Raw genomic sequence first — 22,659 nt, forward strand, 5'->3', positions numbered from 1 at the left:
ATAGGGCGTTCGGAAAATTGTTCTAGAAAATTATTCTAGTATCGGAGCGCGCATGGCCCGCAGCAGTCGCAAGCAGGAGATTCTCCAGGCCGCCCTGGCCTGTTTCACCGAATCCGGGGTCGACGGCACCACCATCGAGATGATCCGCGATCGCTCCGGCGCCAGCATCGGCAGCCTCTATCACCACTTCGGCAACCGCGAGCGGATCATCGCCGCGCTCTATCTGGAGGGCATCGGCGAGTACGCCGCGCTGCTGGAGGCGGGACTGATCGACACGCTGGACGCCGAGGCCTGCGTGAAGCTGTTCGTCACCAGCTATATCGACTGGGTGGTGGCCAACCCGGACTGGGCGCGCTTTGTCCTGCACAACCGCGGACGGGTGGAGGCCGGCGAGCTGGGCGACCAGCTGCGCGAGGTCAACCGCAGCCATGGCGAGCGGATCGGCGCGGTGCTGCGCAGGCATCGCGAGGCCGGCGCGTTCAAGGCGATTCCCGGCGAGTGCTTCGTTTCGGTGGTGATCGGCCCGGCGCAGGACATGGCGCGCAACTGGCTGGCCGGGCGCAGCAAACGCCCGCTGGCCGATCATCGCGACCTGCTGGCGCAGATCGCCTGGGACAGCGTGCGCGCCTAGCGCCGGCTGGTGGGCCGGTCGAGCGGGGTCAGGCGCCCAGACTCTCGATATCCCGCGCGAGCATCTCCAGCTGGCGGGCCAGCGAGGTGCGCAGGGTGTCTTCGGTCAGTTGGAAGGACGGCGCTCCGCAGGTCAGCGCCATGATGCTGCCGTCGGCCAGGCGCAGCGGCACGCCGGCAGCCATGACATTGCGGTCCCAGTCGCCGAGCGAGAGGCAGAAGCCGTGCTGCTCGAACTCCGCGAAAGAGCTCAGCAGCGAGGCGTGCATGGCGGGCCAGCCGTCGCCGTACTTGGCGGCCAGCGCGGCGAACAGGTGTTCGCGCTCCTGTTCCGGCGTGGCGGCGAGAAAGGCGCGGCCGGCGGCGGTGGTTGCCAGCGGCAGGCGCACGCCGGCATCCATGCGCAGGGTGGTGACGTCGGCCGGGCGGCAGTTCTCCACGTAGATCATCGACAGCCGGTCGCGGCAGGTCAGGCCGACGGTGGTATTGGTGCGCCGGGCGAACTCGTCCATGTACGGCTTGGTCAGCTGGCGCACGCGCAGGTTGGAGACGTAGGCGTAGCCGAGCGCCAGCACGCCGGAATCCAGCTGGTACTTCTCCAGCTGCTGCGAGTAGCTGAGGTAGCCGAGCTGGGTCAGCGTGTAGGTCAGGCGTGAGACCGTCGCCTTGGGCAGCCCGGTGATGCGCGCGATGTCCTGGTTGCCGAGCACCACCGAGCCGTGGGTGAAGGCGCGCAGCACTTCCAGCCCGCGCGAGAGGGCCTCGACGAACTTGCGGTCCTTGGGCTGGCTGGAATCTTCGGCGGCGTCGTTCATGGTGGGCTCGTGCGGCGGTGAACAGCGGGTGGCGAACGATAGCAGATCGCCCGACCGTCGCACCCGGTCCTCGGCCCGCTTATACAGGCTGGCGGGGCCATGAAGGCGCTTGTGTTGCGGCCGGCTCCGTCCATCGCAGCCAGGCGGGAAAAACCATCCCGCGCTTGTTGCTCTGGGGGCTTTCTGATATAAAGCAGCGCTCTTTTCTAGGGGCCCGGTATCTTTGTGCGCAACGTGACCGGTAAGACCCCCATGAAACGTGGCGCTGAGCGCCGAACTGACAAGTGAATTCAAGCGGCCAACCCATGCCGGGTTGGGCATGTGGTTTAGAGGGCTGAGGCATGTCGAGAGTCTGTCAAGTTACCGGTAAGGGTCCGGTAACCGGGAACAACATTTCCCACGCGAACAACAAAACCCGTCGTCGTTTCCTGCCGAACCTGCAGCATCACCGCTTCTGGGTCGAGTCCGAGAAGCGCTTCGTGCGTCTGCGCGTTTCCGCCAAGGGCATGCGCGTCATCGATAAGCGTGGCATCGACGCCGTTCTGGCCGAGCTGCGCGCCCGCGGCGAAAAGGTTTAAGGAGAAAATCATGCGTGACCTGATCCGTTTGGTGTCCAGCGCCGGTACCGGCCACTTCTACACCACCGACAAGAACAAGCGCACCACCCCCGACAAGATCGAGATCAAGAAGTACGATCCGGTCGTGCGTAAGCACGTGATCTACAAGGAAGCCAAGATCAAGTAATTGATCGGCCCTTGAAGAAAAACCCGCCTTTCGGCGGGTTTTTTCATTTCCGGGCCGGGGTTTATCCGGCCGTGCGGATGGCATCGGCGAAGCGCGCGATCATCGCGTCGATCTGCGGCTTGTCGACGATCAGCGCCGGCGACAGCGCGATGGTGTCGCCGCTGGCGCGCACCAGCAGACCGTTCTCGAAGCTCTGGCGGAACACCTCGTAGGCACGCTTGCCGACGCCGTCGGCATGGGGGGCGAACTGCAGGCCGCCAACCAGCCCGACGGTGCGGATGTCGATCACGTTGGGCAGGCTGCGCAGGCTGAACAGCGCGTCCTGCCAGTAGTCTTCCAGCGCGATGGCCTTCTCGAACAGCTGCTCGTTGCGGTAGATCTCCAGGGTCGCCAGCGCTGCGGCGCAGGCCACCGGGTGGCCGGAGTAGGTGTAGCCGTGGAAGAACTCGATGGCGCTTTCCGGGCCGCTCATGAAGGCCTCGAACAGGTGATCGGCGACGCACACCGCGCCCATCGGCACCGCGCCGTTGGTCAGGCCCTTGGCGCAGGTGAGGATGTCCGGCGTGACGCCCCAGCGTTCGGCGGCGAAGGCCTTGCCGACGCGACCGAAGCCGGTGATCACCTCGTCGAAGATCAGCAGGATGCCGTGTTTGGCGGTGATCTCGCGCAGACGCTGCAGGTAACCCAGCGGCGGCAGGATCACCCCGGCCGAGCCGGACATCGGCTCGACGATCACCGCGGCGATGTTTTCCGCGCCATGCAGCGTCACCAGCCGCTCCAGTTCGTCGGCGCGCTCGACGCCATACTGCGGCAGGCCACGACTGAAGGCGTTGCGCTGCAGATCGAGGGTATGCGGCAGGTGATCGACGCCCGGTAGCAGGGCACCGAAGGCGCGGCGATTGTTCGGCATGCCGCCGACCGAAATGCCACCGAAACCGACGCCGTGATAGGCCAGCTCACGGCCGATCAGGCGGGTGCGAGTGCCCTGGCCGATGGCGCGCTGGTAGGCCAGGGCGACCTTCAGCGCGGTATCCACCGATTCGGAGCCGGAGTTGGTGAAGAACACCCGGTTCAGCCCCGGTGGGGTGATGCGGCTGAGCTGCTCGGCCAGCTCGAATGGCAGCGGATGCCCCATCTGGAAGGTCGGTGCGAAGTCCATCTTGGCAATCTGCCGGCTCACCGCTTCGCTGATCTCGCGGCGGCCGTGACCGGCGTTGCAGCACCACAGCCCGGCGGTGCCGTCGAGGATCTGGCGGCCGTCGCTGGCGGTGTAGTACAGCCCCTCGGCACTCTCCAGCAGTCGCGGGCCGGCCTTGAACTGGCGATTGGCGGTGAAGGGCATCCAGAAGTGATCGGGCGATGCGGTCGGATGAAGATCGTTGGCCATGACGGGCTCCGGCAAAGGCGGCAGTGCGGCGATGGGCATGCACCGGCGAGAGGCCGTGTGCACGGCGAAGGTCGTTCGAGTCTATGTTTAATAAAACGAACAAAACAAGGCACAAACGGCGGCGCCCGTAAAAAATATTGATAGCCCCCGCGCCGCTGGTTTAGGGTGCCTTTTCCCGCAGCCGAATAACCGCAAGAGGATGCCTCATGACCACCCTGACCCTCGCCGACTGGCAACAGCGTGCCCGTGACCTGCGCATCGAAGGCCGTGCCTTCATCCAGGGCGAATACACCGCGGCCGCGGACGGCGCCCAGTTCGACTGCATCAGCCCGATCGACGGTCGGCTGCTGGCGCAGGTGGCCAGCTGCGACCAGGCCGATGCCGAGCGCGCCGTAGCCAGCGCGCGGGCCGCGTTTGAGGCAGGCAGCTGGGCGCAGCTGGCACCGGCCAAACGCAAGGCAGTCATGATCCGCTTCGCCGAGCTGCTGGAGGCGCACGCCGAGGAGCTGGCGCTGCTGGAAACCCTCGACATGGGCAAGCCGATCGGCGATTCGCTGACGGTGGACATTCCCGGCGCGGCGCGGGCGCTGCGCTGGAGCGGCGAGGCGATCGACAAGGTCTACGACGAAGTCGCGCCGACGCCGCACGACCAGCTCGGTCTGGTGACCCGCGAACCGGTCGGCGTGGTGGCGGCCATCGTGCCGTGGAATTTCCCGCTGATGATGGCCTGCTGGAAGCTCGGCCCGGCACTGGCCACAGGCAACTCGGTGGTGCTCAAGCCGTCCGAGAAGTCGCCGTTGACAGCCATCCGCATTGCCCGGCTGGCGATCGAGGCCGGCATTCCGGCCGGCGTGCTCAACGTGCTGCCGGGCTACGGCCACACCGTCGGCAAGGCGCTGGCGCTGCACATGGACGTCGATACCCTGGTCTTTACCGGCTCCACGCGGGTGGCCAAGCAGCTGATGATCTACGCCGGCGAATCCAACATGAAGCGCGTCTGGCTGGAGGCGGGCGGCAAGAGCCCGAACATCGTCTTCGCCGACGCGCCCGACCTGCAGGCCGCTGCCCAGGCCGCGGCCGGCGCCATCGCCTTCAACCAGGGCGAGGTCTGCACCGCCGGCTCGCGGCTGCTGGTGGAGCGTTCGATCAAGGCGCGCTTCCTGCCCATGGTGGTGGAGGCGCTCAAGGGCTGGAAGCCGGGCAACCCGCTGGACCCGGCAACCAACGTCGGCGCCCTGGTGGATACCCAGCAGCTCAATACCGTGCTCGGCTACATCGACGCCGGGCGTCAGGCCGGCGCGCAGGTGCTGATCGGCGGTCAGCGGACGCTGGAGGAAACCGGCGGGCTGTACGTCGAGCCGACCATCTTCGATGGCGTCGACAATGCGATGAAGATCGCCCAGGAGGAAATCTTCGGCCCGGTGCTCTCGGTGATCAGCTTCGACAGCGTCGAGGAAGCGGTGGCGATCGCCAACGACACGCCCTACGGCCTCGCTGCCGCGGTGTGGACCGCCGACCTGTCCAAGGCACACCGCACCGCGCGGGCGCTGCGTGCCGGCAGCGTGTGGGTCAACCAGTACGACGGCGGCGACATGACCGCGCCGTTCGGTGGCTTCAAGCAGTCCGGCAACGGCCGCGACAAGTCGCTGCACGCCTTCGACAAGTACACCGAGCTGAAGGCCACCTGGATCAAGCTCTGACGGCGGTTGCGCAGGGCCGGCCGCGTGCCGGCCCTTCGCCTACTGCCCCCAGCGCCCGCTGCGGCGCATCGCCCCCCAGTGGTGCTTGCGCCGCGAGAACCACTGCCAGAGCCCGCGGCAGCGCCAGAGCGTGTTGAGCTGGCGATAGCCGAAATTCTCCAGCACCGCCATCAGGAACAGCCGCAGCATGTCGCGGCGCCGTTCGTAGACGCGAAACGACAGGGTTTCCAGCAGAAGCCCGTTGACCGACAGCAGGATGCCCATGCCGATAGCCACCAGCAGGAACGCCGCCAGCGCCGCATAGGACACCGCACCGACGGCGAAACCGCCGAGCATGAAGGCGTAGCCGGCCAGCTCGATCAGCGGCCCCAGCCACTCGAACAGCGCCATGAACGGCCAGGCCAGCCAGCCGGCGGCGCCGCCGCGCAGGCTGAAGGCCAGCCGTGCGTGCCGGCTCAGGCTTTCGGCCAGTCCGCGTTGCCAGCGGCTGCGCTGGCGACCGAGGGTGCCGGGGTCTTCGGGGCATTCGGTCCAGCAGATCGGATCGGGCAGGTAGCGGATGCGATAGGGCAGGCGCCGTTCGCGATGGTAGCGGTGCAGGCGTACCACCAGCTCCATGTCCTCGCCGACGGTGTCGGTGCGATAGCCGCCGACGGCCATCACCCGCTCGCGGTCGAACAGACCGAAGGCGCCGGAAATGATCAGCACCGCATTGAGCGGCGACCAGCCGAGGCGGCCGAAGAGAAAGGCGCGCAGATACTCGACGATCTGCAGACGCGCCAGCCAGTTGCGCGGCAGGCCAGCCTGGATCAGGAAGCCGCCACGCACCTGCGAGCCGTTGGCGATGCGCACCGTACCGCCGGCGGCGACGGTGCGTTCGTCCTCGAGAAACGGCTGCACCACGCGCAGCAGGCTGTCGCGCTGCAGGATGGAGTCGGCATCGACGCCGCAGAACAGACCGTGGCGCGCGGCATTGATGCCGGCGTTCAGCGCATCGGCCTTGCCGCCGTTGAGCTTGTCGATGACCCGCAGGTTGGCGTAACGGCGCGAGCGGTAGACCGCCTCGATGGGTTGGTGGGGCACGCTCTGGCGCAGCGGGGCGGGGTGCGCCACCAGATCGAACTCCTCGATCAGCAGCGCCAGCGTGGCGTCCTTCGAGCCGTCGTTGATCACCAGCACTTCGAACTCCGGGTACTGCAGCTGCAGCATCGAGCGCACCGAGGTGCGGATCGTCGCCTCTTCGTTGAAGGCCGGCATCAGCACGGAAACCGGCGGCTCGACGCCGAGATAAGGCGTGATCTCGCCGACTTCGGCGCGCTGGCGCATGTAGCCGGTGAGGCTCGCCATCGACAGCACGTTGAGCAGCAGGTACATGCCGTTGAGCAGCAGGAAGTAGAGGATGAAGCCCAGCTGCAGCCACCACAGCCAGTCGATGCTCATCGGCGTACCTCGGCGATGGCGCGGCGCAGGGCGTCCTGGCCGTAGCGGTCCGGCACCTGGGCAAGCAGTGCCTGCAGGCGCTCGAGGCTGGTGCCGGGCAGCCTGGCCAGGCCATCGGCGGCTGCCTGTCGGACGCCCCAGTTTTGGTCGGCGAGCAGCGGCAGGAAGAGTTCCGCATCATCGCTGCGTGCCTGCCGGCCCAGCGCCTGCAGCGCGTGCAGGCGCACATCCGGGTCGCTGTGGCCGAGCGCCAGCAACAGGCGCGGACGGTCACGCGGATCGCCCAGCTCGGTCAGGCAGCGCAGCGCGACCTGCTGGTGCTCGGCCGCGGCACCTTCGTCCAGCTGCGCCCGTGCCCAGGGCGCGGCTTGGCGTGGCTCGCCATGCGGCAACAGTGCGATTAGCCGCTCGCGGCCGGCAATCACCGGATCGGCCAGGGCCGCCAGCAGCGGTTCGGTCACCGCCTGCTCGCCGGCCTGCTGACAGAGGCCCGCCAGACGCGGCAAGGCCCAGTCGGTACGCGCCGCGGCGGCCGGCAGGATCAGTTGCATGGCGCGCGCCGGCTGCATGGCGATTAGCGTGTAGGCGCTGGCCAGCGAGACGCTGGCATTGCGGCTGAACAGCAGCGGCTGCACCGCGTCCCAGTGCGCCGGGTCGGCGAGGTGGCGCAGACAGGTGAGGCCGATCAGCTTGCTGCGCACCCGCCCGCGCAGCAGCTCCAGCGCGTGCCGATCCATGCCCAGCGCCAGCAGTGCGCGGTTCATCCGCTCGCGGGCGCTGCCGCGCAGCTGCAGCTGGGTGCGGTTCCATTGCAGCAGGAACCACAGGCGTTGCCGACGCGGCAGCGCCGGCAACGGGTCGGGCAGCTCCTCGCCGAGGCTGCAGAGGGCGAACAGCGGGCGCCATCGTTCGTTGAACTGCTGGCGGCGTGCGGCGCGACGGCGCGCCAGTTCGCCGAGCAGCAGGACCTGCAGCATCACCAGCAGGGTCAGTGCGCTCAACGCCAGCGCCGCCTGCAGGGCCAGCTGCAGCATGCGGTCCTGCGGCCAGAGGTCGAGCAGCGGGGCGCACAGCCAGGTCGGGCAGCCGGCGAGCCACTCAGAACGCATGGCGCAGCCCCAGCTGCAGCCAGCGGCGCTGATAGTAGTCGCCCTGGCGGTGCTGGCCGAATTCCCAGGTCAGCGCCCAGCCCCCGTCGAGCCAGTGGCGCCCCTGCAGGCCGATGGCGCGCACGTCGCTGGTGATCAGTCGCTGCTCCTCGACGGCCTCTTCCTCGCCGACGGTCAGGCGCAGGCCGGCGTAGCTGAGGTTGTCGTAGTAGTAGTCCAGCGCCAGGTCGTGACCGATCGGCGTGCCGGCGTTCTGCACGTCGGTCAGGTTGAGCGTGTAGCTGGCGCGCCAGGCATTCCAGTAGCGCTCGCCGCTGAGCGCCAGACGATCGACGCGGGTGGTTTCGTACTCGGTGCGACGGATGCTCGCCGCGCCGAGAAAGCCCGCCGGCAGGCGCCGCTGTAGGCGCAGGTCGGCATGCCACTGCGGCAGAAAATGTGGCGAAGGCTGGTAGCCGACTTCCGATTGGACGGTCCAGTTGGCATCCAGCGGTAGCACGCCGCCGAGTTCGGCGCCGCGATCCCACTCGCCGAAGCGCTGTTCGCGCAGCAGCGCGGCGTACCAGCCGAGCCCTTCGGGCTGGGTCGAGGCGTAGTCCAGGCGCTGGCTGCGCCAGTCGTCGTAGCCACTGTCGAGCCAGTCGCGTCGGGTCGACAGTTCCAGCTCGTGGCGTCGCCGCGGCGGCTCGGCGAGTGCCGGCGCCGTTGTGGTGGCCGGTGAGGTCAGTGCGGCGCGGGCCTGCTGCATGAGCTGCTGCACCTCGGCATAGTCCGGCGCGCGGCGCGCGGCGCGTTCCAGCACCTCCAGTGCGGCGCGCGGCCGGCCGACCCAGAGCAGCGCTTGGCCCTGGCCGAGCAGGTAGTCGGCGTTGTCCGGTTCGCGTTGCAGCAGCTGTCGATAGCGCGCCAGTGCCGCTTGCGTGCGGCCCTGCCAGGCCAGCACGCGCGCCAGCAGGAACTGCGCCTCGGCGTCTTCCGGCTGGCGCGCCAGATGCGCTTCGAGCGTCGCCTGCGCGGCGCCGAGCTGCTGGGCCTCGACCTGGCGCCGCGCTGTGGCGACATCCGCCTGCGCCAGCGGCGCGCAGAGTGCCAGCGCCAGCCAGAGCCATCGTTTCATCGCGGCCTCCGCAGCAGGCGGCGGATGCGCGCCAGCAATTCCTCCGGCTGAAACGGCTTGGTCACGTAGTCGTCGGCGCCCAGCTCCAGCGCGCGGACGATGTCCACCTCGCGGGCCTTGGCGGTCAGCATCAGCACCGGCACCCGTTCCCAACCAGGCTGCGCGCGTAGGCGCTCGATCAGTTCGAGGCCGTCGTGGTACGGCAGCATGATGTCCATCAGGGTGAGGTCGGGCGGCGGCGAACCGGCGATCAGCTCCAGTGCCTCCCGCCCGTTGGCTGCGTGTTCGACGCTGAAGCCGTGGCGCTCCAGCATGAAGCGCACCAGGAAGGAAATGTCTTCTTCGTCTTCCACCATCAGGATGCGTTGGCCGCTGGAGTCACTCATGCATCGTCCTCGTCTGCCTCGGTTGCGGGGGTACGGTGGTGCAACAGGTGCTGGATCAGCGCCCCCAGCTCACGGCCGTCGTGGCGGGATTTGACCAGCTGGCGCAGGACCAGCCGGCTGTCGTGCACGGGCGCATCCAGCGCGGAAAAGATGATCACCGGCGGCGGCGGTACGGCCTGCGCCAGTTGGTCGAACAGCTCGCTGCCGTCGCCGTCGGGCAGCATCAGGTCGACGATCGCCAGCTGGTAGCTCTGCGCGCCGAGCAGGCGGCGCGCCTCGGCCAGGCTGGCGGCGCCCTGCAGTTCGATGTCCAGCGGCTCGATCTGCCGCGCCAGCAGCAGGCGCAGGTCCTGGTCATCCTCGACATGGAGGATGCGTGGCCGTGCCGGGTGCTCGGTCAGGCAGGCGTTGACCACATCCAGCAGGCGCGCCGGGTCGACCGGCTTGGGCAGCCAGTCGATCACGCGCACCGCGCCGCCGCGCAGCTGGCCGTCGTCTTCGTCGCGGCGCTGCGGCTGCAGACCGACGATCAGCACCGGCAGATGGCGGTAGGCCGGCTGGCTGCGCAGGCCCTGGAGAAAGGCGCCGACGTCCTCGTCGGCGAGCGCCGGGCTGAGCGTCAGCGCCTGCACGCGGTATTCGGCCAGCAGGTCGCGGGCGTCCAGCGCCGTGGCGGCCAGCAGCGTGGCGTAGCCCTGCTCGTGCAGCGTCTCGGCCAGTCGCGCGGCCGCGGCGCAATCCGGTTCGACGATGAGAATGTGGCTCTGCCCGGCCGCGGCTGGCGGCGCGAGCGCAGGGGCCGACGCAGTCGCCAGCGGCAGGCGCAGCCAGAAGCGCGTGCCACGGCCTTCCTGGCTGTCGAAACCGATGCTGCCGTGCATCTGCTCGACCAGCGAGCGGGTGATCGCCAAGCCGAGGCCGGTGCCGCCGCGGCGGCGGGCGTCGGAGGCGTCGGCCTGGGCGAAGCGCTCGAAGATGCGCCCGCGAAAACTCTCCGGGATGCCTGGCCCCTGATCCTGCACGCCGAGTTCGAGGCCGTCCGCGCCGCTGCGCAGGTCGACGCTGACGCGGCCGCCGGCGGGCGAGTGCTTGATCGCGTTGGACAGCAGGTTGGCCATGATCTGGGCGAAGCGGTCCGGATCGAGGTTGGCCTCGACGCGTGCGGCGGCGTCCGGCGGCACCTGCTGCAGCTGCACGTCGAAGCTGCGCGCATAGGGTTCGATGTCGTGCAGCGCCTGCGCGACCAGCGCGCGCACATCGCACAGCTGCAGGTCGAAGGTCAGGCGGCCGGCCTCGAGCTTTTCGATGTCGAGGATGTCGTTGATCAGGCGCACCAGGCGCTCACTGTTCTTGTGGGCGATCTCCAGCAGCGGCTGTGCCTCGGCCGTGCCGGGCGCGACGAAACCGCTGGCGAGCATGCCCAGCGCGCCGCGGATCGCGGTCAGCGGGGTGCGCAGCTCGTGGCTCACGGTGGAAATGAACTCGGTCTTCATCTGTTCCATGCGCCGGCGCAGGGAGATGTCCACCGCCACGGTGACCACGTGACAGATGCTCGGCGACAGCCGCAGCGGCCGCTTGACCAGTTGCAGCCAGCGTTCCTGGCCGAAGGCGTCGATCAGGCTGACGTCGCTGCTGCGCAGTTCGCCGCCGGCAAGCAGTTCGCTTTCGCCCTGCAACAACGGCAGCAGCCGCTGCGCGCCCGGCAGCTCGTCGAGGCGGCGCTGCTCGATATGCTGTGGCTGGCAGTCGAGCAGCGCGGCGAAGGCGGTGTTGCAGAGCAGGAAACGGCCGTGAGCGTCGCGCACGAAGATCAGGTTTTCGTCGGTGTCGACCACCTTGCGCAGGAACGCCTGCTGCTGCTGCAGGCTGTCACGGTTACGCTGCAGCTCGGTGATGTCGCGGGCGATGGCCAGGTGGTCGCCGAGCCCGGTGGGCAGCAGGCGGACCTCGAACATGCGTCGGCTGGCCACCTCGCACCAGATGTTCTGCCGCGGGTAGTCGGCATCCGGCTGCGCCAGCAGGTCGAGCAGCAGCGGTTCGATGGCCTGCGGCGCAGGGCCGCGGATGCTGCGCGGCTGCGACAGGCTGGAAACCTGCTGCCGGGCGTCGATCGCATACAGCTGATCGGGAATGGTCTGCAGCAGCGCATCCAGTCGTGCCTCGCCGGCCTGCGCCTGTCGGGCCAGCGCCTGACGCGTGACCAGGTTGCGGCGTACCGCCCACAGCGCGGCGAAAAACAGCGCGGCCACCAGCAGGCTGCCGATCAGCGCCACGCGGCGGCTGTGGGCGATGGTCTCGCGCACCGCCAGGCTGGCATCGGTGAGCTGCTGCCGCTCGCGACGTTCGACGCCATCCAGCAGTTCGCGCAGACGGTCCATGAGCTGCTTGCCGCCGGCCTGGTGCAGGTGCGTGGCGGCAGTGGCCAGGCCGCTCTCGCGGCGCACGCGGATATTGCTGGCCGCGATGGTCAGGCGCTCGGCGGCGGTGCTGTCGAACTGCTCGAACCAGCGCTGCTGCGGGTAGCCGCGCGCGTCGGCAAACTCCTGCAGCTGGCGGCGGTGGGCTTCCAGTTCGATCAGGCCGCTGGCATAGGCGTCGAGATAGGCCTCGTCGGCGGTGATGACGAAGCCGCGCGTGCCGGTTTCGATGTCCTGCAGCGCGGAGCGAATCGCCTGGATCGCCGTGATGGTTTCGAGGCTCTGGCTGACGGCCTGGTTGGTCTGCAGCACCGCTTCCTGGGTGCGCTTGCCTTGCCAGCCGAGGGCGACCAGTAGCATGAACGCAACGACAAAGGCGAATGGGTGCCAGCGTATGGCGGGCCGGGTATGCAAACTGGACTCCTTGTGCCGCTGGACGAACGCGCATGGCATGGCCGTCCGGATTCGGGCTATGACGTTGGACCCGCTGCGGCTGCGGTGGTTCGGTGGTCAGCCGACGCTGGCGATGCGGACCTGGTTGCGGCCGTCGCCCTTGGCGATGTACAGCGCCTGATCGGCCTGTTCGAGCAGCACGGCCGGCGGGGTCTCGCCGTCGGTGGCGCTGATGCCGGCGCTGAGCGAAACGGTGAAGCTGCGCGCGTCGCTGGCGTTGAAGGTCAGCGTGGCAAAGCGCTCGCGAATCTCGTCGAAGATGCGCCGCGCCTCCTCGGCGGTGCATTCGGGCAGCACCGCGACGAATTCCTCGCCGCCGTAGCGGCCGAGGCTGTCGATCCGCCGCAGGCGCTGCCGCAGCAGATTGGCCAGCGCGCGGATGACGCTGTCACCGGCGGCGTGGCCGTAGCGGTCGTTGACCTGCTTGAAGTGGTCGAGGTCGAGCATTACCACGCTGGTCGGCTTGCTGGCGCGGCTGGCGCGCTGCACTTCGATGGCCAGCTGGTCCTTGATGTCGGCGTGCTTGAGCAGGCCGGTCAGGCTGTCGCGCGACAGCGCGGTGCTCAGCGAGCGGGCGCGCTGGGCGTGGGAGTACACCGCGGCGATCAGTTCGCTGTCGCCCAGCGGCTTGCTGAGGAAGTCGTCACCGGCCTTGAGCAGCGCGGCCATCTGCCGGTTGATGTCGGTCTCGGCGGACAGGTAGATGATCGTCACCCGCAGCCATTCGTCGTGCAGGCGAATCATCTGCGCCAGCTCCGGACCGCTGCAGCCGGGCATGTCGACATCCAGCACCAGCACCTCGGGATTGAAGGTGTGCATCAGCTCCAGCACGCGTTGCGGCTCGCTGAGCGTCTGCACCTGCATCTGCGAGTTGCGCAGCACCAGGCCGTAGCGCTCGGCCAGGGCGTGGTCGTCGTCGACGATCAGCACCCGATAGGGTTCGCCCTGCTGGCGGTTCAGGCAGCGCTCCAGGCTGTTCTCCAGCTGGGCGAGGTCCAGCGGACGGGAGAAGAAGCCCTGGGCGCCGGCACGCACGGCGGCCAGCTGGCTGGCGAAGCCGGCGTCCGCATGGATCGCCAGCAGCGGCAGCGGGGTGCCCAGGCGCTGCTGCAGCGCGGCGATCGGCAGCAGCTCGTCGTCGCGGCTGACACTGACGATCAGCGCATCCGGTAGCTGCTGCTCGACGGCCTGCTGCAGCGTGGGGAAATCGCGGCACAGCAGCGTTTCGTAGCCGAAGTTGTCCAGCGTCTGCGCCATGCCGGCGCCGGCGACGGCATCGCTTTCCAGCAGATAGATGCGGCAGCCCGGCAGCGGCTCGTCGTGCAGATCGCCGGGACCCAGGTCGGGTACCGCATGGCCGTCGTGCCAGGCGAACTCGGCGAACTGGCGCACGGCGCGGGCGAACGCACCGAGCGCCTGCGCGCTCGGCTTGCTGCTGTCGAGCCAGCGGTTTGCGCGTTGTTCGAGCACGCGCGCGCGCTCGCCGAGCGGGCCGAAGCCGAAGCTGCCTGCCGCGCCGGCCAGCTTGTGCAGTTGCTCGCGGATCCGCCGGACCTGCTCGCGGCGTTGCGCCGGCCTGCCGCTGTGCTGCAGTTCGCCGGCCAGCTCGCCGAGTGCCGGCAGCTCGTGGCGCAGGCGCTCGGCGAACTGCTCGTTCTGCAGTTGCAGCTGGCGCTGCAGTTCGGCGAGTGCGCCCTCAGACAGCATGGTGACGCTCCTCCCAGATGGTGCGCAGTCGGGCGGCCAGCTGCAGCGGGTCGAACGGCTTGTGCAGCACGGCGTGCATGCCCAGCCGGGATAGCTCGTCGTGCTCCTCGAACTGCAGATTGCCGGTCAGGAACACCACGGGCACGTCGCTCAGGTCGATGCGTTCGGCGAGCTGGCGCAGCAACTCGACGCCGTCCATCTGCGGCAGCATCACGTCGAGCAGGATCAGCTGCGGCGCGAAGGCCTCGACCTGCTCCAGCGCGGCCTGACCGGACGGGCAGCTGAGCACCTCGAAACCGCCGAGCTTCTCCAGCGCGATGCGGGTGATCACCTGGATCGACGGCACGTCCTCGACATGCAGAATGCGTTTGAGCTCTCTCATCGGGCGCCTTCCTCGGCCGTCGCGGGTGGCTCGCAGGGCAGTTCGAACCAGAAACAGGCGCCTTCGCCTTCGACCGAATCGAAGCCGATGCGTCCGCCCATGTGCTCGATCAGCTCCTTGCTGATCGCCAGGCCCAGGCCGGTGCCGCCCTGCTGGCGACTGTCGGAGGAGTCGGCCTGAGCGAACTTCTGGAACACCCGCTCGCGAAAGCCCGCGGGGATTCCCGGCCCCCGGTCTCGGACGCTGACGCGTACCCGGCCGTCACGTCGTTCGGCACGCAACTCGACGGTTTCGCCGGGCGGGGAGAATTTCGCCGCGTTGGCCAGCAGGTTGCTCAGCACCTGGTGCAGGCGCCGGTCGTCGACGCGCACCCGCAGGGCCTCGCCGGGCTGCAGTTGCAAATGCACGCCGTGGCGTTCGGCGTAGCCGCGATTGCCGCTCAGCGCCTGCTGCAGCAGCGGTTGCAGGGGCTGCAGGCGCGGGACGAAGCGCATCTTGCCGGCGGCCAGCTTGTCCATGTCGAGCAGGTCGTCGATCAGCACGCCGAGCCGCTGGCTGTTCTGGTAGGCGATGTCCAGCAGCTCGCGCATCTCGCCCGGCACCACGCCCATGACATCGGAGCCGAGCAGCGCCAGCGCGCCGGTGATCGAGGTCAGCGGCGTGCGCAGCTCGTGGCTGACGGTGGAGATGAACTCGCGCTGCAGGCGTTCGATGCGCTTGCGTTCGGTGATGTCGTGCAGCACCGCCACCGCGCCCATCGGCTCGCCGTCGGAGGTGTACAGCGGATCGGCGTTGACCAGCACGTGGCGCGGCGCGTCGCCGGCGATCAGGGTCATTTCCTCGTTGCTGATGCGCTCGCCGTGCAGCGCGCGCCACAGCGGAATCCGCTCGGCCGGCATCGGCGTCACGCCGTCGGGCAGGCACAGCCGGTAATGCGCGCTCCACTCCTGCACGCGGATCGGCAGCACATCGGCGCGGTGCCACTGCTTGGCCTTTTCGTTGAACAGCGTCAGGTTGCCGGCCGCGTCGCAGGCGATGACGGCTTCGGACAGCGCTTCGAGCAGGCGGCGGTTCATTTCCTGCTGCTTGTCCAGCTCGAGCTGCTCGGCCTTGCGCGCGGTGATGTCGGTGACCAGGCCGTGCCAGAGCACCGAGCCGTCGGCCTGCGGCAGCGGCGTGGCGCGCGCTTCGATCCAGATCAGGCCCTTGCGCGGGTGATCGATGCGGTGTTCGGCATGCCAGCTGCTCAGGCTGGAGGTGGCCTGGCGAATGCTGCGCAGCAGTGCCGGGCGGTCTGCGAGCGGCACCCGCGCGAAGATCGGCGCGATGCTGGTGCTCAGCTCGGCGGGCGTCAGCGCGTAGATCGCCTCGACGCCTTCGCTGACGTAGAGGAAGCGTCCCGGTGCGTTCGGCCGCCACTGGAACTGGAAGAGCATGCCCGGCACCTGCGCAGCGATCTGCTGCAGGCGCAGGCGCAGCTGCTCCTGGTAGGCCAGGTCGTAGGCGCTGATCAGGTAGCCGCGCGGCGCGTCCTGTTCGTCGCGGATCGGTGCGACGCTGAGCAGCACCGGCACTTCGGCGCCGTTGCGATGGCGCAGTTGCCAGCGCGACATTTCCCGCCGGCAGTTGGGCAGCGGCGTGGTGAGCGCGGCGAAGTCGCTGTCCAGCGAGCGGCCCAATTCGGCGCTCAGCACCGCGGCGTGCCGCTGCAGCGCGCGCGGGTCGAACAGCCCGACCAGCGGCTGGCCGAGCAGCTCCTGCTGGCTGAAGCCGAGCAGCCGCTCGGCGGTAGGGGTGAGGCTGGCGATATGGCCGTCGATGTCGGTGACCAGCACCGCCGAGGTGGCGCTGTCGAGCATTGCCTGCTGCAGCGCGGCCTGTTCGGCGTGGCGGTGTGCCAGCAGGCGTGTCTCGAACAGGCGCATGACCTGGCGGCTCAGACGCGCCAGGGTGTCGCGCTGCTCGGCGTCGAGCTGGCGCGGCTGGCGGTCGATGACGCAGAGCGTGCCGAGCTGGTAGCCATCCGGGGTGCTCAGCGGCGCGCCGGCGTAGAAGCGGATGTGCGGGTCGCCGGTGACCAGCGGGTTGTCGGCAAAGCGTGGGTCCTGCTGCGCATCGGCGACTTCGAAGATGCCGCTGCCGGCGATGGTGTGGGTGCAGAAGGAGATTTCCCGCGGGGTTTCGCTGACCCCCAGACCCACGCGGCTCTTGAACCACTGGCGGTGCTCGTCGACCAGCGAGATCAGCGCGATCGGCGTACCGCACAGGCGCGCGGCGAGCACGGTGAAGTCATCGAACTGGTCTTCCTCGGGCGTATCGAGGATTTCGTAGCGCAGCAGCGCCGCCAGCCGCGACAGCTCGCGGGGCGCGGAGGGCGCCGGGGGTGACGCTGGGCTCGGTGGTGTTGACTGCATGGAAGCCTGCACGGGTCATGAATCGGGGTGACTAGCGCTCTAGTATCGGCCAGCCGCCCAGATGCTGCGAATCTGATCGGCCAGGCGCATCGGATCGAACGGTTTGATGATCACGTCGCGGGCGCCGAGGCTGCGCAGGTGTTCGATCTCGCGCGGCTGCACCTTGGCGGTCATGAAAGCCACCGGCACCTGCGCCAGATCGATGCGCTCGCTCAGGCACCGCAGCGTCTGCGGGCCGTCCATGCCCGGCATCATAACGTCCAGCAGGATGAAGTCGGGGGCGAAGGTCTCGACTTCGTCCAGTGCCTGCGCGCCCGAGGCGCAGGAGAGCACCTGAAAGCCGCCAACCACTTCGAGCGCCAGGCGGGCCACGGCCTGGATGGACGGATCGTCCTCGACGTGGAGGATGCGTCGTAGCTCACTCATGCGATGTTCTCCGGTGGTTGCCAATCGGGTTCATTGCGGCGCTCGAACGGTGCAGGCGTGGCGACGGGCAGTTCGAACCAGAAGCAGGCACCCTGGCCGGCCACGGAGTCGAAACCGATGCGTCCGCCCATGTGCTCGATCAGCTCCTTGCTGATCGCCAGGCCCAGGCCGGTGCCACCCTTCTGCCGGGTGTCGGACGAATCGGCCTGGGAAAACTTCTCGAAGATCCGCGCGCGAAACGCCTCCGGCACGCCGGGGCCCTGGTCGCGCACGCCGACCCAGACGTGCCCGCCGCGCTGTTCGATGCTCAGTTCGACCACACCTTCGACCGGCGAGAACTTGATGGCGTTGGTCAGCAGGTTGGCCAGCACCTGCTGCAGGCGATCGTCGTCGACGTTGACCAGCGGGTCCGCCTCGCCGCGCAGGACCAGCCGCACGCGCTGCTGCCCGGCATAGCCGCGGTTGCTGGCCAGCGCCTGCTGCAGCAGCGGGAGCAGCGGTTGAACGCGCAGGGCGAAGGTCATCTTGCCGGCGACCAGCTTGTCCATGTCCAGCAGGTCGTCGATCAGCCGGCCCAGGCGCAGGCTGTTCTGCTGGGCGATGGCGAGCATGTCGCGCATCGGCGCCGGCGCCTCGCCGAGCGCGCCGCCGGTGATCAGCCCGAGCGCGCCGGCAATGGAGGTCAGCGGCGTGCGCAGTTCGTGACTAACGATGGAGACCAGCTCGCTCTTCAGCCGTTCGATGCGCTTGCGCTCGGTGATGTCGCGCACCAGGCCGATGAACTTGCATTCGCCGTGGTGGGTGATCTGCGACACGCGCAGTTCGATGGTGAAGGTTTCGCCATTGCTGCGCAGCGCGGTCAGCTCGCGGTTCTGCTCCAGCGCGCGGGGGATGCCGCGCCGGGCGTAGGTGTCGAGGTAGCCGTCATGCGCCGAGCGATCGGGCTCGGGCATCAGCATCGACAGGTTGCGCCCGAGCACCTGCGCGGCGCTGTAGCCGAACACGGTCTCAGCGGCGTGGTTGAAGGTTTCGATGATTCCGCGCTGGTCGATGATGATGATCGCGTCGATGACGTTGGCGATCAGCATGCTCAGGTAGCGCTCGCGCTCCTGCATGTCCTGCTGGGCGCGGCGGTGCGCGGTGATGTCCCAGATGAAACCTTCGCACCATGCCTCGCCGCTGTCGGCGTCGTGCAGCAGCCGGCCGCGTTCGCGCAGCCAGAGCCCGCGGCCACTGGCGTCGCGGATGCGGTAGGTGAGTTCGTAGACGTCCTGCCCCGCCGGGCGCCGCGCCTGTGGCAGATCGTCGGGATGGACCAGGCTCAAATAGCTGCGCGCGCGCTCGCCGATCAGGTCGTCCGCCCGGTAGCCGGTCAGGCGTTCGATGCCCTCGCTCAGGTAGTGCATGCGGCGTTCGGCATCGTCGCTGCAACGATAGACCGCGCCAGGCAGGTTGCTGACCATGCCGCGATAGCGACTCTCGCTTTGCTGTAGCGCGCGGGTGGCCTGCATCAGCTCGGTGATCTCGGTGACGACGCCGTGCCAGAGCACCGAGCCGTCGGCGAGATTCTCGGCGCTGGCGCGACCCTCCAGCCAGAGGGTGCCGCGCTGTGGGTTGTCGAGGCGAAATTCGGTGGCTGCGCTGCCTTCGCGGATCGCGCGGGTCAGCGTGTGGCGCAGGCGCGGCAGGTCGTCGGGGTGCACGCTGCGCATCGCCAGGCGTGGATCGCCGGTCAGCTCGGTGGCGTTCCGGCCATACAGCGCGCTGGCGCCTTCGCTGATATAGAGGAATGCGTAGCGGCCGTCGGCGTAGCGCTTGAGCTGGAAAACCATGCCCGGCAGCAGGCTGGCGATCTTCTGCGCGCGTTCGAGCATGCGCTGGTGGCTGCGGGCCTGTTGCTGCTGGCTGAGGCGGTGCTGTTCCTGGACGATCAGGCGCCGCTGCAGCAGGAAGACCAGCAGCCACAGCAGCAGCTCGGCGATCAGCCAGGCCATGCCCCATTTCAGCAGTACCAGCTGCTCGGCCCGCGCGCGCTCGGCGACCAGTGTGCTGATGTCGCGCCAGACCAGCGCGGCGGCCACGGGCGCGCGCGTCGCCTGCAGCTGCCGGGCATCGTGCAGCGGAATCTGGTTGACCAGAAAGCTGCGCCCGTCCGCCTGCAGCACGCGTTGCGCCATGCCGCTCGCCGGTGCCGGCAGCAGCTCCCGCTGCGCCCAGTGCAGGACCTGCGTGGCCGAGTGGCCGACGAGCAGCCAGTCGCTGTTACGGCCCAGCTGCGCGCCGACCGGCGGCGGCACCTGTGCGGCCAGCAAGGCCTTGCGGTCGACGATCAGTGCCAGCCCGGCGCGTAGTTGCTCGCCCAGCTCGTCCAGCCGGGGCAGGGCGTCGAAGCCGACCTCCAGTGCGCCGATGACCTCGCCGGCGGCGTCACCCTCGCCGCGCAGCGGCACGATGCTGCGGTTGCTGGCGCCGTGGCGGCCGATGTCGAGGCCGACCTGGCTGCGCCCTTCACGCAGCGCCGCGGCGAGCAGCGGGCGCTGCGCGGCCTGCGGATCGCCATAGGCATCGGGGCGCTGCATGCGCAGCACGTTGTAGCCCTCGGCGCCCCAGAACAGCTGCAATTGCAAGCCCTGCTGAGTCTGCATGGCCTGCCACGCCGGCAGCAGGTACTCGCTCAGCTGCAGCCGCAGCAGGCGTACCCGCGAGTCGCTCCAGGGCGTGCCGGCGCGCAGCAGCGGGTCGAGCTGGCGCATCGCCGCGAGCACCCGTGGGTCATCCGCCAGCGTGGCGGCGAGGGTCTGCGCCTGGCGTTCCTGGCCGCGCTGAGCGCTCTGCAGGGCGAGGCTCTGCAGGTTGCCGTGGTTGCTGACTTCCAGTTTCCAGAGTGCCGCGCGGCCGAAATGGTCGTTGAGTGCCAGTGCGCCGAACAGCAGCGCCAGCAGCAGACTGCCGAGGCCGAACAACCGCCGGGGCTTGGGCAGACGCAGAAAGGTCATGCGCATGGCGCGTTCCGGCAGCAGCGGTGTGCGGCCACACGGTACACGGGAGGAGAAACGTCAGATCGATGCTGCATCGCCGGCAGATTCCAGAAACAACGGGTGATGGCGTACTGACATCATGAGGGCGCGAATTGTAGCCAACTCGTGCGGCGGTTTGCAGGGGTCGGCGCCAACATGTCGTTCATCACAACCGAAGGGCGACGGAAAATCAGCTGTCAGGCGACGGTCGGTCTTGTCTGCGGCATGTGCGAGATACGCCACCCGACAGCCCGCTTGCGACCTTTCGGACGGCGCAAGCGACCGTTGGGGGCTGCCCCGGAACTTTGTCGGTTGCCGACTCTCTGAACAGCTTCTTGAATCATTGAAGCTGCTGCGGCAGACGGTTGCGGCGGGTCGGGACGAGCACATGCAGTTGGCGAGCAAGCAAAGCGAAAAGGGGATAGGGATGCTGCCGGGCGTAGATGCACAGACGCTGATGGCGCTGATGCATGCGCGCGGCGAGGTGGCGCGCCTGAGTGCGCGCGATCAGCTGTTCAGCACCCTGCTCGGCGGCGTCAACGCCGTGCTCTGGGCCTTCGACTGGCAGGCGCAGCGGATGGTCTACGTCAGCCCGGCCTACGAGCAGATCTTCGGTCGCTCGGCGGCGCTGCTGCTGGCCGACTACGGCGAGTGGCGCAACAGCATCTACCCGGACGACCTGGACTATGCGCAGAAGAGCCTGCTCGAAGTGCTCGACGAGGGTGCCGTGGAAACCCGCGAGTACCGCATCATCCGCGGCGACGGCCAGCTGCGCTGGCTGAGCGACAAGTGCTTCCTCGGCCGGCGCGCCGAGAACGGCCAGGGCCCGATCATCGTCGGCATCGCCGAGGACATCACCGAGAAGAAGCAGCTCGAAGGCGAACTGCAGCGTCTGGCCACCACCGATGTGCTGACCCAGAGCAGCAACCGCCGGCACTTCTTCGACTGCGCGCAGCGCGAATTCGAACATGCCCAGCAGTTCGCTTCGCCACTGGCGTTCCTGCTGCTGGATATCGATGACTTCAAGCGCATCAACGACACCCACGGCCACCCGATCGGCGACCAGGTGTTGCAGCGCGTGGCGCAGTGCGGCGCCTCGGTGCTGCGCCGTGGCGATGTGTTCGGCCGCATCGGCGGTGAGGAATTTGCCGCGGTGCTGCCCGGCTGCCAGCCGGACCTGGCCGAGCAGATCGCCCAGCGCCTGCAGCGCGAAATCCAGCGCCTGTCGTTCGCCCTGCCGAACGGGACGCGCTTCAGCGTCACCGCGAGCTTCGGCCTGACCTACCTGCGGGCCGACGACACCGAACTGGCGTCGGTATTCGCCCGCGCCGATGCGGCGATGTACAAGGCCAAGCGACTCGGCAAGAACCAGGTCATCGTCGCCTAGCCGGCGCGCACCTTGCCGCGACCTACGGTTGCGGCTGCTGCTGGGTGATGCAGTGGATGTTGCCGCCGCCCAGCAGAATCTCCCGTCCCGGCACCATCACCACCTCCCGCTCGGGAAACAGCCGGCGCAGAATGGCCTCGGCCTCGCTGTCGTGCGGGTCGTCGAAGCTCGGCGCAACGATGCCACCGTTGACGATGAGGAAGTTCACGTAGCTGCCGGCCAGGCGGATCGTTGCGGCGCGTGTCTGGCTGCCTTCGGCCGGCTTTACGCCGGCGCATTCTTCCTCGGTCGCATACAGTGGGCCGGGAATCGGCATCTTGTGCACTTTGATCGCGCGACCGCGGGCGTCGCGGGCCTGGTCGAGGCAGCGCAGCGCCTGCTGGCAGCCCTCGAAGTTGGGGTCGTTGACATCGTCGGTCCAGGCCAGCAATACCTCGCCGGGCCGCACGAAGCAGCAGAAGTTGTCGACGTGGCCGTCGGTCTCGTCGTTGTACAGGCCCCACGGCAGCCAGATCACCTTGTCGATGGCCAGGTGCTCGGCGAGCACCGCCTCGATTTCCTCGCGTGACAGCTGCGGGTTGCGGTTGCGGTTGAGCAGGCATTCCTCGGTGGTGATCAGCGTGCCTTCGCCGTCGACGTGGATCGAGCCGCCCTCGAGCACGAAACCTTCGGTGCGGTAGCGCTCGCAGCGTTCCAGTTCGAGGATCTTCTGCGCCACTTCATCATCGCGCTGCCAGTCCGCATACAGCCCGCCATCCTCGCCACCCCAGGCGTTGAAGCTCCAGTCGACGCCGCGCAGGCCGCCCTTGCCGTCGATGACGAAGGTCGGCCCGGTGTCGCGCACCCAGGCGTCGTCGCTGCTGATTTCCACCACGCGGATGCGCGGATCGTCGAGCTGCTCGCGGGCGGCCAGGTATTGCGCGGCCGAGGCGCACACAGTCACCGGCTCGAAACGCGCGATGGCCTTGGCCACGGCGGTGAAGGCCTGCTGCGCCGGGCCGGCGTCGTTGCGCCAGTTGTCCGGGCGCTCCGGCCAGACCATCCAGGTCTGGCTGTGCGGCGCCCATTCGGCGGGCATGTGGAAGCCGTCTTGGCGGGGCGTGGAGGTGAGGGTGGTCATCGCGATCT

18 protein-coding genes are annotated in these 22,659 nt (G+C 68.6%); 5 read left to right on the forward strand and 13 right to left on the reverse strand.

All coding sequences use genetic code 11. The features are described from left to right. The first annotated feature begins 52 nt into the window (after positions 1 to 52). Entirely contained in the window at positions 53 to 631 is a 579-nt protein-coding gene (locus NAV27_RS00530) for a TetR/AcrR family transcriptional regulator (RefSeq protein ID WP_043295080.1), read from the forward strand. A gap of 28 nt (positions 632 to 659) precedes the next feature. Here the strand turns inward: NAV27_RS00530 and NAV27_RS00535 are convergent, their stop codons facing one another. Further along, a complete protein-coding gene (locus tag NAV27_RS00535; RefSeq protein WP_102828105.1) occupies positions 660 to 1,445 on the reverse strand; it encodes an IclR family transcriptional regulator in 786 nt (261 codons plus the stop codon). 341 nt (positions 1,446 to 1,786) lie between these two features. Here NAV27_RS00535 and rpmB point away from each other — a divergent pair, with 341 nt between their 5' ends. Both rpmB and rpmG read left to right on the forward strand, forming a co-directional pair. Beyond that, positions 1,787 to 2,023, forward strand: coding sequence for a 50S ribosomal protein L28 (gene rpmB, locus NAV27_RS00540; RefSeq protein WP_003290799.1), 237 nt, complete (start codon positions 1,787 to 1,789; stop codon positions 2,021 to 2,023). Between the two features lie 10 nt (positions 2,024 to 2,033). Then, positions 2,034 to 2,189: a 50S ribosomal protein L33 gene (rpmG, locus tag NAV27_RS00545; RefSeq protein WP_014854577.1), complete on the forward strand. Its 156-nt coding sequence runs from the start codon at positions 2,034 to 2,036 to the stop codon at positions 2,187 to 2,189. A gap of 61 nt (positions 2,190 to 2,250) precedes the next feature. Here rpmG and aptA read toward each other — a convergent pair whose 3' ends face one another. After that, the gene (aptA, locus tag NAV27_RS00550; protein WP_043295085.1) at positions 2,251 to 3,576 is read right to left on the reverse strand and encodes an omega-aminotransferase AptA; all 1,326 of its coding nucleotides are present in this window, start codon (positions 3,574 to 3,576) and stop codon (positions 2,251 to 2,253) included. A gap of 206 nt (positions 3,577 to 3,782) precedes the next feature. Between aptA and NAV27_RS00555 the strand changes: the two genes are divergently transcribed. Continuing rightward, positions 3,783 to 5,276 carry an aldehyde dehydrogenase gene (locus NAV27_RS00555; RefSeq protein ID WP_102828104.1) on the forward strand — a complete coding sequence of 498 codons (1,494 nt, stop codon included), beginning with the start codon at positions 3,783 to 3,785 and terminating at the stop codon, positions 5,274 to 5,276. A gap of 39 nt (positions 5,277 to 5,315) precedes the next feature. Here NAV27_RS00555 and NAV27_RS00560 read toward each other — a convergent pair whose 3' ends face one another. The 10 genes from NAV27_RS00560 to NAV27_RS00605 form a co-directional block, all read right to left on the reverse strand. After that, positions 5,316 to 6,716, reverse strand: a complete 1,401-nt coding sequence (locus NAV27_RS00560) for a glycosyltransferase family 2 protein (protein WP_102828103.1) — start codon at positions 6,714 to 6,716, stop codon at positions 5,316 to 5,318. Further along, on the reverse strand, positions 6,713 to 7,825 hold the full coding sequence (locus NAV27_RS00565; RefSeq protein WP_102828102.1) for a HEAT repeat domain-containing protein: 1,113 nt from the start codon (positions 7,823 to 7,825) through the stop codon (positions 6,713 to 6,715). Before NAV27_RS00565 ends, NAV27_RS00560 begins: the two co-directional genes overlap by 4 nt. Further along, on the reverse strand, positions 7,815 to 8,942 hold the full coding sequence (locus NAV27_RS00570; RefSeq protein WP_102828101.1) for a YaiO family outer membrane beta-barrel protein: 1,128 nt from the start codon (positions 8,940 to 8,942) through the stop codon (positions 7,815 to 7,817). The genes NAV27_RS00565 and NAV27_RS00570 overlap by 11 nt, the downstream gene beginning before the upstream one ends. Then, complete coding sequence (locus NAV27_RS00575; protein ID WP_102828100.1) at positions 8,939 to 9,328, reverse strand: response regulator transcription factor; 390 nt, start codon at positions 9,326 to 9,328, stop codon at positions 8,939 to 8,941. The genes NAV27_RS00570 and NAV27_RS00575 overlap by 4 nt, the downstream gene beginning before the upstream one ends. Beyond that, a complete protein-coding gene (locus NAV27_RS00580) occupies positions 9,325 to 12,105 on the reverse strand; it encodes an ATP-binding protein (RefSeq protein ID WP_232249081.1) in 2,781 nt (926 codons plus the stop codon). Before NAV27_RS00580 ends, NAV27_RS00575 begins: the two co-directional genes overlap by 4 nt. 150 nt (positions 12,106 to 12,255) lie before the next feature. Next, entirely contained in the window at positions 12,256 to 13,905 is a 1,650-nt protein-coding gene (locus tag NAV27_RS00585) for a diguanylate cyclase (protein WP_102828098.1), read from the reverse strand. Continuing rightward, positions 13,895 to 14,287 (reverse strand): response regulator, encoded by a 393-nt coding sequence (locus tag NAV27_RS00590; protein ID WP_043295096.1) that lies wholly within the window; start codon positions 14,285 to 14,287, stop codon positions 13,895 to 13,897. The genes NAV27_RS00585 and NAV27_RS00590 overlap by 11 nt, the downstream gene beginning before the upstream one ends. Beyond that, positions 14,284 to 16,701: an ATP-binding protein gene (locus NAV27_RS00595; protein WP_102828097.1), complete on the reverse strand. Its 2,418-nt coding sequence runs from the start codon at positions 16,699 to 16,701 to the stop codon at positions 14,284 to 14,286. Before NAV27_RS00595 ends, NAV27_RS00590 begins: the two co-directional genes overlap by 4 nt. 39 nt (positions 16,702 to 16,740) lie before the next feature. Beyond that, complete coding sequence (locus NAV27_RS00600; RefSeq protein WP_043295124.1) at positions 16,741 to 17,127, reverse strand: response regulator; 387 nt, start codon at positions 17,125 to 17,127, stop codon at positions 16,741 to 16,743. Next, a complete protein-coding gene (locus NAV27_RS00605) occupies positions 17,124 to 20,123 on the reverse strand; it encodes a PAS domain S-box protein (protein ID WP_102828271.1) in 3,000 nt (999 codons plus the stop codon). The genes NAV27_RS00600 and NAV27_RS00605 overlap by 4 nt, the downstream gene beginning before the upstream one ends. A gap of 409 nt (positions 20,124 to 20,532) precedes the next feature. Between NAV27_RS00605 and NAV27_RS00610 the strand changes: the two genes are divergently transcribed. Then, positions 20,533 to 21,531 carry a GGDEF domain-containing protein gene (locus NAV27_RS00610; protein ID WP_102828270.1) on the forward strand — a complete coding sequence of 333 codons (999 nt, stop codon included), beginning with the start codon at positions 20,533 to 20,535 and terminating at the stop codon, positions 21,529 to 21,531. 22 nt (positions 21,532 to 21,553) lie between these two features. Here the strand turns inward: NAV27_RS00610 and aguA are convergent, their stop codons facing one another. After that, positions 21,554 to 22,651 carry an agmatine deiminase gene (gene aguA, locus NAV27_RS00615; protein WP_102828096.1) on the reverse strand — a complete coding sequence of 366 codons (1,098 nt, stop codon included), beginning with the start codon at positions 22,649 to 22,651 and terminating at the stop codon, positions 21,554 to 21,556. Positions 22,652 to 22,659 lie beyond the last annotated feature (8 nt).

This window comes from Stutzerimonas degradans (assembly GCF_024448505.1).
In the GTDB taxonomy this organism is placed as follows: Bacteria; Pseudomonadota; Gammaproteobacteria; order Pseudomonadales; family Pseudomonadaceae; genus Stutzerimonas; species Stutzerimonas degradans.

Bases quoted from the DNA above. Each gene is read 5' to 3' on its own strand.
- NAV27_RS00600 (WP_043295124.1), bottom strand. From the start codon at position 17,127: ATGAGTGAGCTACGACGCATCCTCCACGTCGAGGACGATCCGTCCATC.
- NAV27_RS00565 (WP_102828102.1), bottom strand. From the start codon at position 7,825: ATGCGTTCTGAGTGGCTCGCCGGCTGCCCGACCTGGCTGTGCGCCCCG.
- aguA (WP_102828096.1), bottom strand. From the start codon at position 22,651: ATGACCACCCTCACCTCCACGCCCCGCCAAGACGGCTTCCACATGCCC.
- NAV27_RS00595 (WP_102828097.1), bottom strand. From the start codon at position 16,701: ATGCAGTCAACACCACCGAGCCCAGCGTCACCCCCGGCGCCCTCCGCG.
- NAV27_RS00610 (WP_102828270.1), top strand. From the start codon at position 20,533: ATGCAGTTGGCGAGCAAGCAAAGCGAAAAGGGGATAGGGATGCTGCCG.
- rpmG (WP_014854577.1), top strand. From the start codon at position 2,034: ATGCGTGACCTGATCCGTTTGGTGTCCAGCGCCGGTACCGGCCACTTC.
- NAV27_RS00585 (WP_102828098.1), bottom strand. From the start codon at position 13,905: ATGCTGTCTGAGGGCGCACTCGCCGAACTGCAGCGCCAGCTGCAACTG.
- NAV27_RS00530 (WP_043295080.1), top strand. From the start codon at position 53: ATGGCCCGCAGCAGTCGCAAGCAGGAGATTCTCCAGGCCGCCCTGGCC.
- NAV27_RS00580 (WP_232249081.1), bottom strand. From the start codon at position 12,105: ATGCTACTGGTCGCCCTCGGCTGGCAAGGCAAGCGCACCCAGGAAGCG.
- NAV27_RS00560 (WP_102828103.1), bottom strand. From the start codon at position 6,716: ATGAGCATCGACTGGCTGTGGTGGCTGCAGCTGGGCTTCATCCTCTAC.
- NAV27_RS00555 (WP_102828104.1), top strand. From the start codon at position 3,783: ATGACCACCCTGACCCTCGCCGACTGGCAACAGCGTGCCCGTGACCTG.
- NAV27_RS00575 (WP_102828100.1), bottom strand. From the start codon at position 9,328: ATGAGTGACTCCAGCGGCCAACGCATCCTGATGGTGGAAGACGAAGAA.
- rpmB (WP_003290799.1), top strand. From the start codon at position 1,787: ATGTCGAGAGTCTGTCAAGTTACCGGTAAGGGTCCGGTAACCGGGAAC.
- aptA (WP_043295085.1), bottom strand. From the start codon at position 3,576: ATGGCCAACGATCTTCATCCGACCGCATCGCCCGATCACTTCTGGATG.
- NAV27_RS00570 (WP_102828101.1), bottom strand. From the start codon at position 8,942: ATGAAACGATGGCTCTGGCTGGCGCTGGCACTCTGCGCGCCGCTGGCG.
- NAV27_RS00590 (WP_043295096.1), bottom strand. From the start codon at position 14,287: ATGAGAGAGCTCAAACGCATTCTGCATGTCGAGGACGTGCCGTCGATC.
- NAV27_RS00605 (WP_102828271.1), bottom strand. From the start codon at position 20,123: ATGACCTTTCTGCGTCTGCCCAAGCCCCGGCGGTTGTTCGGCCTCGGC.
- NAV27_RS00535 (WP_102828105.1), bottom strand. From the start codon at position 1,445: ATGAACGACGCCGCCGAAGATTCCAGCCAGCCCAAGGACCGCAAGTTC.